Here is a 12,423-nt window from a genome sequence, read left to right as displayed (position 1 = left end):
TAACACCCTAAATCATACGTATAGAATCCGAATTGCGACTGCGCGCAACATACTAGATTTTGATGAATTGTTTTAGGAAACTTGCAAGAATGGGCTTAGTAATGCGGATGAAAACCGAATGGGTATTAGAGAAATCAGATTATTTTACCAATAATCACTCGTCGAGCTTAAATGTATTAAAAACTAAATCATTATGGCGGAGAGGGCGGGATTCGAACCCGCGTTAGGGTATTACCCTAAACACGCTTTCCAGGCGTGCGACTTAAACCGCTCATCCACCTCTCCGGAAACTGATAACTTTGTGATTGTTAAAATACCACAAAATCAAAGGATGTGAAGAATAAACCAGATGTCTGTTTGAAGCAACTTTTTCTATTCGCTATTATGAAATAATCAGAATTATCAATGATAAACAATTTTCAACGCCAAGCCAGACATTATCTATACTCCGAACTATAGCGTGGTTGTGATATTATTATAGTTCTCTAATTTAGCTTTTGATTGATTTCCTTAATTAATCAATTGCACCAGATTAAGGCTTAGCGTAAATCTGACATATGGCGCATGCAGAACTCTCTCTTTTAGAACAACTCAGCACAAATAGCAGTCCTTATCATGACCCTTTGTCCCACTTGGACTGGTCAAGTCTGAACACGTCTGACTACTGGTTGCCACAGTCTGCAATTTCATTACATGGTGTTGCGGAATTTGAAGCCTTGCCTGAGCAAACAAAAAAACGTTTATCTCAGTACGAATTTACTGGATTTATTCAAGCGGGTCTGTGGCTTGAAGCGATTTTTGTTGAACGTTTGGGTAAAAATCTGAAAAAAACCCATGCATTGGCTGAGCATGCTTATTATTTGCATGAAATTCGAGAAGAAGCCGGGCATAGTTTGATGTTTTTGAAACTGATGGAGAAAAGTGGGTTGCATTTACCAGGTATATGGCAACAACGTCCACGTTTTGCAGATTTTATGGGACGTCACGCACCTGTTAACACAACCTTATTCTGGTTGGCTGTAGTGATTGGTGAGGAAATCCCGGATAAGCTTAACCGTCATGTACGTGTCTATGGTGACAATTCTCTTAATCCACTTATCAAGCAAATGTGCACTTTGCATATTATTGATGAAGCACGGCATATCGCCCATGCAAGAAGCGCGCTTGAAGCCAACTTGAGCACCACTAACTTCATAAAAAAACGATTGCTTACACCAGTAGCCAATCTACTGATCAAGCAATTTGTCCGAACATTTTACCTTCCAAAACCAGAAATATATGAACTTGCCGGGCTTACTCCAGGGATTGAATGGCAAACATTGGCACGCAACAATCCCATTCGAAAAGAGTTTGTTGCCCAGTGCGTTAACCCAACGGTTAACTTGCTTCAAAGTCATGGTTTTAAGGTATATGTTCCTACTTTTTAACGCTACTACGTTAACAAATCTAAAACAGCATAGATTGGTTAACGTTATAAATTGATTTAAAAATTGGCGGCTTCAACCTCAAGATATGCACGATTGATATTACCGCCCATCACCACATCAAATTCTTTCAGCTTTTTCCAATCACTCAAATCCATCGACTTACGAATTTCGCTGTCATTGAGCCCTTTTTTATAACCCGCTTCTACTGCTGAATACAGTGATGCCATACGATCGTGCAAACCTGCCACCTCCTTATTGGTCATTAGAGGGCCATGGCCGGGTACAATCGTTTTTACGTTCATTTTCTGAATTTGATCCAGGGTGCCAATCCAACTTTTAACGTGCCCATCTCTGAAATTCGGCATAACATGATTGACCAGAATATCTCCACCGATTAAAACATTATCATCCGGCAAGAAAACAATCATATCCCCTGCCGTGTGAGAACCAGTTGGAACCCACAGCACCAATTTTACACCATCGATCATTTTTTCTGTTTTAGTGTTTTCCGGGAAAGTGACTGTTGCTGGAACAAGCTTTGTATTTGGAAATTTACGCCCGGCAAATCCCTCTACCATTCCAATCCATTCAGGACCGGTTTTCAGCAACTGTGCCTTGCACTGCTCCGCGCTAATCACTTCTGCATTTTTAAAGGCGATATTCCCCAAGGTATGATCACCATGATGATGCGTGTTAATGATATGTGTAACGGGCTTTGATGTAATCTTTGCAATGGCTTTTAATAAATGCGCGCCGATTTCATCAGTAAATCCTGTATCAACGATTATCACGCCTTTATCACCGATAATTGCAGTGCTATTAACCTGATAACCCTGATTTTCTTTGTTTGGCAATGCAACAGGCCCAAGTAATGCATAGACCCTTTCATTGATCTTGCTGACTTTCGGTTCTGGCAGAGATTGTGCAGCAAATATTTGAGAACTTACGACCAGACCAATAAACAAACAGACAATGCGTTTCATATCAATCTTCCTGTTCAATGTTGAAAACTTTTATTAAATCATAACGCTTTTATGCAAGACTTTCCAAGTTTATACCCCTGACAAATCGTGATATAAGTGAATATCACAAGGAGAGGAAAGTGCAAGACACCTTCAATGCTTTATTTAAGGCACTTAAATGCCTTTTTCATCCAAAAATGTTGTCACTGATTTTATGGCCGATGCTTTTAGCCACGATATTTTGGGGGGGAACAGCTTATTATTTTTGGCATGACTGGATAAATATACTAACAAATTTTGCCGGGCAATTTAATGCTACTGACTATTTACAGCGGCATGAGCTTAACTGGATAGCAGGATACTTCATCTCTTTTATACTATTCATGCTGCTTTTACCGGTTATCTATACGACAGCTTTACTTATTACTTCTATTTTCGCCATGCCCCTGATGGTAAATCATATTGCTTCCAGGGACTTTCCAAATCTTGAACTAAAACATGGTGGAACCGTGGCGGGTAGCATCTGGAATGGATTGATCGCTATCTTGATTTACGTTATTTTGTGGGTAGTTACCATTCCTTTATGGCTATTTACACCATTCGCTGTACTCATACCTATTGTTTTGACGGCTTATTTAAATCAACGACTGTTCCGTTACGATGCGCTTGCGGATCATGCGAGTGCTCCTGAATTTGAAACAATCATGGAGCGCAGCAGCACTAAATTTTATGTGATGGGAGCAGCGCTTGCCCTGCTGCAATTTGTTCCTATACTCCAGTTTTTTACGCCAGTATATATAGGCTTGGCATTTATCTACTTAAGCCTGGCCGAATTAGAAGTTTTAAGAAAATCAAGTACTTGATTATTAGAATATATCCCGCTGATCAGGTTTTTTACAGCGGTAAAAAATGCACTGGGGTGTCAGGAATGTTTGCAATCTGAACAAATACGGCCGGGTAAATACGGCTGATTTTTGTTTATCATGGAGGAGAGAGAGGGATTCGAACCCTCGGAACAGCGTAACTGTTCAACAGATTTCGAGTCTGCCCCATTCGGCCACTCTGGCACCTCTCCGAGGGCATAGATTATACCTGCTTTTTTGCAATATGTTAGTGGATAGACAAACATAGCAAAATTGGGCACACTTTCAGAAATGAGAATTGGGATCAGCCACATCAGGGCCACTATTATAGAAAATTTATTTTGCCGATCAAAATGGCAACAAATTTTTAAACATAATCATAAGGGCAACCTGTTCTATTTTATCGTTTTGTTTACTCTGGCTTTTGCAGGTTGCAACCAGACTGATACCCCTCCCCCCCCTCCCAAGCCTATACCCGCAGCGCAAAAGAGTGGTGAAATTGTGGTTATGACCCGAAATAGCGCCACTGCATACTATGAAAATGCAGATGGCAATTTTGTAGGGCTAGAACACGACCTGGCTGTGTTATTTGCCAAGGAAGTCGGCTTAAAGATCAGGTTTGTCGTAGCCAAGAAGTTTGATGACATCATTCCAACTGTACAAGCACAGCAAGTTCACTTTGCAGCGGCAGGGCTGAGCATTACCCCTGCCCGAGAAAAGAAAGTTCGTTTCAGCGGTCCATATCAACTCGTTCAGCAGCAAGTTGTCTATAACACTGATTTTCCAAAACCAAAAGCAATGAAGGATCTTATAGGAAAGAATATTGAGGTGGTTGCAGGCAGTAGCTATGTAGAAAGACTGAGCGAAGCCAAAAAGCTATTCCCAGCTCTAAGCTGGAAAGAAACTCAAGTAATGGAAAGTGAAGAGTTACTGGATAGATTGGGTGCGAACAAAGTAGAAATTGTTATTGCAGATTCCAACATCGTAGATGTGGCAGAAAACTTTAATCCGAACATTGCAGTTGCGTTCAATTTTGGCAAACCTGAATATCTTGCCTGGGCATTTTCTAAAGATGCAGATCCTTATTTATATGAAAAATCAAAACTGTTCTTTAAACGTATTAAAAAAGATGGCACTTTAAAAAGGCTTATTGACCGTTATTATGGCCACGTCGATCGTCTTGAACGTCCAGACATAGTAGGATTTCTCGACAAGATGAATAAGGTACTGCCACGCTATCGGCGTATGTTTCAACAAGCGCAAGAAAGCACAGGTATCGACTGGCGGTTAATTGCAGCTTTAGGTTATCAGGAGTCCCACTGGGATCCCCTTGCCACCTCACCTACCGGGGTGCGTGGATTGATGATGTTGACGGGTGATACTGCAGACCGCATGGGTGTAAAAGATCGACTTGATCCGAAGGAAAGTATTGCAGCGGGTGCAGAGTATCTGCTGGATATGCGTGAAATGATTCCTGGCAGAATTAGTGAACCAGATCGCACATTGCTTGCATTAGCATCCTACAACGTTGGATATGGCCATTTAGAGGATGCACGTATCCTGGCACAGAGACAAAAATTAAATCCGGATTCCTGGTCTGATTTAAAAACGACCCTGCCGCTTTTGAGTATAACTGACTACCATAGCACAGTTAAACATGGTTATGCACGTGGGGGGGAGCCTGTCCTTTTTGTAAAGAATATCCATACTTACTACGATATTCTCGTCAAATTTGAAAAGCCCTACAAACCAATGTTGCCTAAGTTTAATAGCCAACTACTTGCTAACAAGGAACGCTAAACTCTCATTTAGTGGTGATTTTTTCCATACCATTCATGTAGGGTCTCAACACGTTTGGAATTGTCACGCTCCCGTCTGCATTCTGATAATTTTCCAGAACAGCCACCAATGTACGCCCTACTGCAAGACCTGAGCCATTGATGGTATGTGCCAGTTCCGGTTTGCCTTTCTCGTTGCGAAAACGAGCTTGCATACGACGCGCCTGAAACGCTTCAAAATTGCTACAGGATGAAATTTCACGATATGTATCCTGGGCAGGTAACCACACTTCAAGATCATAGGTTTTTGCAGAAGAAAAACCAATATCCCCAGTACACAGGGAAACAACTCGATAAGGTAGCTCCAGTTTCTGCAAAATAGCTTCGGCGTGGCCTGTCAGTTCTTCCAGCACTTCATAGGATTTGGAGGGGTGAACAATTTGCACCATCTCCACCTTTTCAAATTGATGCTGACGTATCATACCCCGTGTGTCTTTACCATATGAACCTGCCTCAGACCGGAAGCATGGAGTGTGGGCTACAAATTTCAAAGGCAGATCTTCCATCGGCACAATTTCGTCACGTACGATATTCGTCACCGGCACTTCTGCAGTAGGAATAAGATACAGTTTTTCAGTTTCGCCCTTTTGTACGGCAAACAAATCCGCTTCAAATTTAGGCAATTGCCCGGTGCCATACATGCTTTCAGCATTGACCAGATAAGGAACGTACACCTCGCAATAACCATGTTCTTCTGTGTGTACATCCAGCATAAACTGTGCGAGAGCACGATGCAATTTTGCAAGCGAACCTTTCAGTAAGGTAAAGCGCGCAGCACTGATCTTAGTCGCCGTTGCAAAATCCAGCCATTTTAACCCTTCACCTACATCTACATGATCTTTTACCGGAAAATCAAAAGCTTTTGGCGTCCCAAAACGACGAATCTCGACATTATCTTCTTCAGATTTACCTGTAGGTACACTTTCATGGGGTAAATTAGGAATTTGTTGAAGGATATCATTCAGCTTTGCCTGCAATGCATCCAATTGAGATTCCGCTTCTTTTAATTCGTCACCCAAGTTTGCCACCTCAGCCATAATGGCTGATACATCTTCGCCTTTTGCTTTAGCCTGGCCGATCAACTTAGAAGTTTGGTTACGTTTGGCCTGCAATTCTTGTGTGCGTGTTTGAATCGTCTTGCGATCCTGTTCCAGCGTCTGAAACTGGTGAACATCCAGTTCAAATCCACGAGTTAAGAGGCGCTGCGCCACACCTTCCAGATCATTGCGCAATAGTTGAATATCTAACATGAAAACTCCAGATTTTATTTTCTTTTTCTAACTTGTTCATCCAGCGACCGCAAATAAGCAAGCCGTTCGCCAATTTTTGCTTCCAATCCGCGCGGGGTTGGTTCATAAAAATTCATGTCTGCCATACCTTCTGGCAAATAATTTTCACCCGCTGCGTACGCATCAGGTTCATCGTGCGCGTAGCGATAAGCATGCCCGTAACCCAGTTCTTTCATGAGTTTTGTTGGCGCATTACGTAAATAAAGCGGAACAGGCCGCGTCTTGTCATTTTTGATAAATGCGCGGGCATTATTATACGCTACATAAACCGCATTGCTTTTAGGTGCTGCTGCAAGATAAATAATAGCTTGGGCCAAGGCCAACTCACCCTCTGGGCTTCCCAACCGTTCATATGTTTCAACTGCATCCAGCGTTAACCGGAGCGCTCTAGGGTCAGCCAAGCCAATATCTTCCGATGCCATGCGTATGATACGTCTGCCGAGATAAAGTGCATCTGCACCTCCATCCAGCATACGACACAACCAGTATAAAGCTGCGTCAGGATTCGATCCACGCACCGATTTGTGCAAGGCGGAAATCTGATCGTAGAATTCCTCCCCGCCCTTGTCAAACCTCCGCCCGCTCTTAGCCAATGCTTCACGCACAAACGGCTCATCAACTTGCGATACTTCGGAAGTCATTGCGGCTGTATTAATCTGCTCAAGCAGATTAAGTAGTCGCCGTGCATCGCCATCTGCATAGCCTACCAGCAACGCCTTTGCATCGTCAGAAATCGCCAGGTCAGGCATAAACTGTTGGTGAGCACGATCAAAAAGTTGAGTCAGTTCCGCTTCATTCAGTGCTTGAAGCACATATACCTGTGCACGAGATAACAAAGCACTATTCACTTCAAAAGAGGGATTCTCAGTTGTTGCGCCAATGAACGTAACCAGCCCGGATTCTACAAAAGGCAAAAAAGCATCTTGCTGGGATTTATTGAAGCGATGCACTTCATCAACAAACAGAATGGTATGCTTGCCATATTGTTCCAAATTCAACTTTGCTTTGTCTATCGCTTCTCGAATATCTTTTACACCGGACAACACAGCAGAAAGCGCAATAAAATCAGCGTCAAAAGCATTTGCCGTGAGCCGAGCAAGCGTGGTTTTTCCAACACCGGGGGGTCCCCAAAGAATCATGGAGTGCAATTTGCGCGAATCAAAAGCCAAACGAAGTGGCTTGCCTTTACCCAACAAGTGCGACTGGCCGATTACATCATCCAGTATTTTGGGGCGTAACTGCTCCGCAAAAGGGGGTTGTACGGATGGCTGAGTAAATAGATCACTCACCAATCACATCCGCGCCTTTAGGCGGCACAAACTTAAACAGATCGGCCACAGCTTTAGGATTGCGCTCAATTGCAGAAAAACGAATCAGCGTAATCTGGCCAAAATTATCATGTAATTCCATAACCTGCAGACCCGCTGGTCCAAAACCCATGCGCACACTTTCAAAGGTGCTTTCGTTTCCCTTTGGTGTTGCTTCGAGCCATTCTAACCCTTCTTTCAAGCCCACATCTTTCAAAGTAAAGAATTTTTCAATTTCATTATTCCCCGCAAGTAATGCCGCAGGTGAACTTCCAATTGCCTGATCCAGTTTTCGCACTGTTACCTGATTAAGTTCTGCGTCATACACCCAAAGCTTAACTCCATCACCAACAATCAATTGTTCATAGGGCTTTTCATAGGTCCAGCGAAATTTTCCAGGCCGCATAAATTGCATCGTGCCGCTCGATTCCTGGCCAGGGCGAGCACTTTTACTGAATACCGATTGAGTGAAATGCGCTTTTGCTGAATGGGTTTGCTGGATAAAGTTTTTCAGTTTATCGAGACTGGACGCACTCGCTGAAAATGAGAGGAAGAACGAAAACAATAATACCAATATTAATTGAAAGCGAATTTTCATAATACTCCAGATAAAATAGTCGCTCAAAAGCGCCTTGAAATGCCAATTATTCGCGGTTAGGCACTAATACTTCACGATTTCCATTACTTTGCATTTGTGAAACCAGTCCCGCAGCTTCCATTTGCTCAATTAGTCTGGCTGCACGGTTATAACCTATACGCAACTGACGTTGAACGGAAGAAATCGATGCACGGCGAGATTTCAAAACAATCGCTACCGCTTCATCATATAATGGGTCAGACTCACTTCCCCCACTGGAAGTTTCACCATCAGCGTCAGATTCTACTTCACCCCCCTGAAGCATACCTTCAATATAGTGCGGTTCTCCATGCGCTTTCAAATATTCGACCACCTTATGTACTTCGCCATCAGCGACATAAGCACCATGAACCCGCTGCGGATAACCTGTACCTGGCGGTAAATAAAGCATGTCGCCCTGCCCTAACAAGGCTTCAGCACCCATTTGATCAAGTATGGTACGCGAGTCAATTTTGCTGGATACCTGAAACGCAACACGAGTGGGAATATTCGCTTTAATCAAGCCGGTAATGACATCGACTGAAGGGCGCTGGGTTGCCAGTACCAGATGGATACCAGACGCACGCGCCTTTTGTGCAAGACGGGCAATCAACACTTCAACTTTTTTCCCTACAACCATCATCAAATCAGCCAATTCATCGATCACGACTACAATCATTGGCACTTCATCCAGCGGTTCAGGAGCGTCAGGAGTGAGGCTGAATGGGTGGGTTATCGGAGTGCCCGCTTTGTGCGCTTCCTGTAATTTCTGATTAAAACCAGCGATATTCCTCACTCCCAAAGCAGACATCAGTTTGTAGCGCCGCTCCATTTCGCCTACACACCAATTCAATCCATTAGCTGCCTGACTCATATCAGTGACAACCGGTGCCAGCAAATGTGGAATCCCTTCATAAACAGATAGCTCCAGCATTTTTGGGTCAACCAGCAGTAAGCGTACCTCAGAAGGCGTCGCTTTATAGAGCAGACTGAGAATAAGTGCGTTAATCGCAACTGACTTACCTGAGCCGGTCGTTCCTGCTACGAGTACATGGGGCATCTTGGCCAAATCTGCCACGACTGCTTTGCCTGCAATATCTTTACCCATGACTATCGTAAGGGGCGAAGCCATGTCGTTATAAACCTGGGAGCTGATTATCTCGGAAAGACGCACAATCTGCCGTTTGGGATTCGGAATTTCCAGTCCCATGCAAGCCTTACCAGGGATGGTTTCCACCACCCGAATACTGACAACTGAAAGCGCACGAGCCAGGTCCCTGACCAGGTTGGTGATCTGACTTCCCTTTACACCTGTTGCAGGTTCTATTTCATAACGGGTAATGACTGGTCCGGGGTAAGCTGCAATAACCTGAACCTGAACACCAAATTCCATTAATTTTCGTTCAATCAGCCGTGAAGTAAATTCCAGCGTATCCGGGCTGATCGTTTCTACATCTTGTTCTGCTTCATCAAGCAAACGTAGGGGAGGTAGAGGAGAATCGGGTAATTCATCAAACAGTGGTGCCTGTTTTTCCTTGATGATGCGTTCAGATTTAGGAATTTCAGTGAAAGCCGGTTCGATATGAATAGGGGGCTGTTCATCAACACGCTTTTTTTCTACTGCAACATATTCTTCTCTTTTGCTCTTTGCCGCAACGCCTGCTTTTCTGTCCTGCAAGTTACGCCAGCTATTGATCACAAAAAAATAACCGTCTTCAATTGCGCCGCCAAACCGTTCAATCAATTGAACCCAGGATGTTCCGGTAAAAAGGCTGATACCAATAGCTGCAACAATTAGCAAGAAAAGCGTTGAGCCGGTAAAGCCAAGGGATTTGGAAAGCATGCTGCTCACCACCGTCCCCATCATGCCACCCGGAGCCAATGGCAATGCCATTTTTAAAGAATAAAGCCGCAAAGCTTCAATACCGCTGCTAGCAAGCAGCAATAACATGAAGCCAATACCCGCAATAATAAGTGATCGACGGTCAGGTGAATCAACACGATCTATACGCCGGTAACCCCACCACACGGCATAAATCAGAAACACGAGCCACCAATAGGCTGACAAGCCGAATAGATATAATAATAAATCCGCAATCCAGGCGCCGATTTCCCCCCCGGCATTATACAAATCTGGCTGGGTTGCACTGTGAGACCAACCGGGATCAGCCCGATTGTAGCTGAACAAAATCAGCGACAAAAAGACTGCAATACCGACCAGGCCAATCCACCATGCTTCACGCACAAGTTTAGCAATTTTAGGAGGGAGCGCCTTATCATTAGGCGTAACTAATGTTGATTTTCTATTCTGGGCCATTAAATTTATCAACCAATAATCGGCCGATTATAACAACTATTCGCGCTTCCTGATAAAATGGCCTATTTTTTGCAACACGTTGGTCGTCTGCGAGACTTGAAGAACCAAATGGAAAGTGACCAAATCGGGATGTATTTTATTGATTTTTATGGAAAATAAAATTATTTCCCCCAAAGAATCAGCAAAATATAGCCCTTTCAATTCCTTTGCAGTAGTTTTTTTCATAGCAGTCAGACTGCCTGTAAACTTTATTAGGAGAGATTTTCATGTCCGTTAAGCATTCCCGTCTACTGATTTTGGGTTCTGGCCCCGCTGGTTACACTGCAGCCGTTTACGCTGCCCGCGCAAATCTTGCACCAGTAATGATTACTGGCATGCAACAAGGTGGCCAACTGACCACTACAACCGAAGTGGATAACTGGCCAGCAGATGTGGATGGCGTTCAGGGACCAGCGTTGATGGAGCGTTTTCAAAAGCACGCTGAGCGTTTTAACACCGAGATCATTTTTGATCAGATCCACACAGCCAAATTGACAGAAAAACCCTATACCCTGATCGGTGATGCGGGCACCTATACGTGCGATGCACTGATCATTGCGACAGGCGCCTCTGCCAAGTACCTTGGTTTGCCGTCCGAACAAGCATTTATGGGCCGAGGCGTATCAGGTTGCGCAACCTGTGATGGTTTTTTCTACAAGAACCAGGATGTTGCAGTAATCGGTGGTGGCAATTCAGCCATAGAAGAAGCTTTATACCTGTCCAATATTGCTAAACACGTTACATTGGTTCATCGCCGCGATACATTCAAAGCAGAAAAAATCATGGTGGACAAACTGGTAGAAAAATCAAAAACCGGCAACATCACTCTTGAATATTTCAATGAACTGGATGAAGTCCTGGGTGACAAGACCGGCGTTACCGGCATTCGCATCAAAAACACCAAAGATGGCAGCACCAAAGATATTGCGCTGCAAGGTGTCTTTATTGCAATTGGCCATTCACCCAATACCGGTATTTTCGAAGGACAATTGGAAATGAAAAACGGCTACCTGACTACTCAAGGTGGCAGTGCTGGAAACGCTACGCTTACCAGTATTCCAGGTATTTTTGCTGCGGGCGATGTGCAAGATCACATCTACCGTCAAGCCGTAACCAGCGCTGGTACTGGTTGTATGGCTGCGCTGGATGCCGAGCGTTATTTGGATGATCTCGGCAAAGCATGAAAACAGGCAAAGATAAGGATGTTGTTACCGCGCCATCCTTGTCGACTGAAGATATATCGGCTTTTCGCGATGCTGTGCGAGAAGCCGAACCTTTGCTCACTACAGGCAAAGTCTTTCATCCCCCACGCAAACTTGGCCCTATTCCAAAATCCAGAAAAATTTTGGTAAATCCCCCCCAGGCTGATTTGTTGAGTGACCATATTCTCTGGCAATCAGATCAAGAAACAGATTCTGATACACCATTCCTGCGTCATGGATTGGCAAAAGATATATTAAGAAAATTAAGAAAAAACCATTGGGGTATTCAAGCTGAACTGGACTTACACGGCATGACGAGTGATGAAGCACGACTTGCTTTGGTCACATTTCTGACCGAGTGCCAGCAAATGCGTGCTCGCTGTGTGCGTATTATCCACGGAAAAGGTTTGAGTTCAAAAAACCAGGAGCCGATTCTTAAAATAAAAACACGAAACTGGCTGATGCAAAGGGGTGAGGTTTTGGCATATTGCCATGCAAAGCCAGCGGATGGCGGTGGTGGCGCTGTTATAGTTCTGCTTAAAAACCAAAACAACTGATAATAA

At 43.9% G+C, this 12,423-nt stretch carries 10 protein-coding genes and 2 tRNA genes; 5 read left to right on the top strand and 7 right to left on the bottom strand.

Annotated features, from left to right (window positions below; all coding sequences use genetic code 11):
* Nucleotides 1-194: 194 nt before the first annotated feature.
* Nucleotides 195-285: transfer RNA gene (locus EDC63_RS00400), tRNA-Ser, on the bottom strand.
* A gap of 272 nt (nucleotides 286-557) precedes the next feature.
* On the opposite strand from EDC63_RS00400, the gene EDC63_RS00395 reads away from it, so the two are divergent.
* Nucleotides 558-1,427, top strand: coding sequence for a diiron oxygenase (locus EDC63_RS00395; protein ID WP_124947909.1), 870 nt, complete (start codon nucleotides 558-560; stop codon nucleotides 1,425-1,427).
* A 56-nt stretch (nucleotides 1,428-1,483) separates the two neighbouring features.
* Here EDC63_RS00395 and EDC63_RS00390 read toward each other — a convergent pair whose 3' ends face one another.
* Nucleotides 1,484-2,392, bottom strand: a complete 909-nt coding sequence (locus EDC63_RS00390) for an MBL fold metallo-hydrolase (RefSeq protein ID WP_165922881.1) — start codon at nucleotides 2,390-2,392, stop codon at nucleotides 1,484-1,486.
* 137 nt (nucleotides 2,393-2,529) lie between these two features.
* Between EDC63_RS00390 and EDC63_RS00385 the strand changes: the two genes are divergently transcribed.
* Complete coding sequence (locus tag EDC63_RS00385; RefSeq protein WP_124947911.1) at nucleotides 2,530-3,252, top strand: EI24 domain-containing protein; 723 nt, start codon at nucleotides 2,530-2,532, stop codon at nucleotides 3,250-3,252.
* A gap of 121 nt (nucleotides 3,253-3,373) precedes the next feature.
* Here EDC63_RS00385 and EDC63_RS00380 read toward each other — a convergent pair.
* Nucleotides 3,374-3,464, bottom strand: a tRNA-Ser gene (locus EDC63_RS00380).
* 151 nt (nucleotides 3,465-3,615) lie between these two features.
* On the opposite strand from EDC63_RS00380, the gene mltF reads away from it, so the two are divergent.
* On the top strand, nucleotides 3,616-5,052 hold the full coding sequence (gene mltF, locus EDC63_RS00375; RefSeq protein WP_399166207.1) for a membrane-bound lytic murein transglycosylase MltF: 1,437 nt from the start codon (nucleotides 3,616-3,618) through the stop codon (nucleotides 5,050-5,052).
* Between the two features lie 4 nt (nucleotides 5,053-5,056).
* On the opposite strand, the gene serS is transcribed toward mltF, so the two are convergent.
* The 4 genes from serS to EDC63_RS00355 are packed head-to-tail and all read right to left on the bottom strand — an operon-like array spanning nucleotide 5,057 to nucleotide 10,619.
* Nucleotides 5,057-6,340 carry a serine--tRNA ligase gene (gene serS / locus EDC63_RS00370; protein WP_132920856.1) on the bottom strand — a complete coding sequence of 428 codons (1,284 nt, stop codon included), beginning with the start codon at nucleotides 6,338-6,340 and terminating at the stop codon, nucleotides 5,057-5,059.
* A gap of 14 nt (nucleotides 6,341-6,354) precedes the next feature.
* On the bottom strand, nucleotides 6,355-7,668 hold the full coding sequence (locus EDC63_RS00365; protein ID WP_132920855.1) for a replication-associated recombination protein A: 1,314 nt from the start codon (nucleotides 7,666-7,668) through the stop codon (nucleotides 6,355-6,357).
* Nucleotides 7,661-8,284 carry an outer membrane lipoprotein chaperone LolA gene (gene lolA / locus EDC63_RS00360; RefSeq protein WP_124947913.1) on the bottom strand — a complete coding sequence of 208 codons (624 nt, stop codon included), beginning with the start codon at nucleotides 8,282-8,284 and terminating at the stop codon, nucleotides 7,661-7,663. Before lolA ends, EDC63_RS00365 begins: the two co-directional genes overlap by 8 nt.
* A gap of 46 nt (nucleotides 8,285-8,330) precedes the next feature.
* Nucleotides 8,331-10,619, bottom strand: coding sequence for a DNA translocase FtsK (locus EDC63_RS00355; RefSeq protein ID WP_124947914.1), 2,289 nt, complete (start codon nucleotides 10,617-10,619; stop codon nucleotides 8,331-8,333).
* Nucleotides 10,620-10,885: 266 nt separating this feature from the next.
* On the opposite strand from EDC63_RS00355, the gene trxB reads away from it, so the two are divergent.
* Together trxB and EDC63_RS00345 are read left to right on the top strand one after the other, a co-directional pair.
* Nucleotides 10,886-11,842, top strand: a complete 957-nt coding sequence (trxB, locus tag EDC63_RS00350) for a thioredoxin-disulfide reductase (protein ID WP_124947915.1) — start codon at nucleotides 10,886-10,888, stop codon at nucleotides 11,840-11,842.
* Complete coding sequence (locus EDC63_RS00345) at nucleotides 11,839-12,417, top strand: Smr/MutS family protein (RefSeq protein WP_124947916.1); 579 nt, start codon at nucleotides 11,839-11,841, stop codon at nucleotides 12,415-12,417. Before trxB ends, EDC63_RS00345 begins: the two co-directional genes overlap by 4 nt.
* Nucleotides 12,418-12,423: the final 6 nt, after the last annotated feature.

It is taken from the genome of Sulfurirhabdus autotrophica (genome assembly GCF_004346685.1).
In the GTDB taxonomy this organism is placed as follows: Bacteria; Pseudomonadota; Gammaproteobacteria; order Burkholderiales; family SMCO01; genus Sulfurirhabdus; species Sulfurirhabdus autotrophica.
Note: the sequence above shows the minus strand (reverse complement) of the source record. Positions and strands in the feature narration are given on the sequence as shown.

Coding starts and splice junctions, on each gene's coding strand:
- serS (WP_132920856.1), bottom strand. CDS start 6,340: ATGTTAGATATTCAACTATTGCGCAATGATCTGGAAGGTGTGGCGCAG.
- EDC63_RS00345 (WP_124947916.1), top strand. CDS start 11,839: ATGAAAACAGGCAAAGATAAGGATGTTGTTACCGCGCCATCCTTGTCG.
- EDC63_RS00355 (WP_124947914.1), bottom strand. CDS start 10,619: ATGGCCCAGAATAGAAAATCAACATTAGTTACGCCTAATGATAAGGCG.
- trxB (WP_124947915.1), top strand. CDS start 10,886: ATGTCCGTTAAGCATTCCCGTCTACTGATTTTGGGTTCTGGCCCCGCT.
- lolA (WP_124947913.1), bottom strand. CDS start 8,284: ATGAAAATTCGCTTTCAATTAATATTGGTATTATTGTTTTCGTTCTTC.
- EDC63_RS00395 (WP_124947909.1), top strand. CDS start 558: ATGGCGCATGCAGAACTCTCTCTTTTAGAACAACTCAGCACAAATAGC.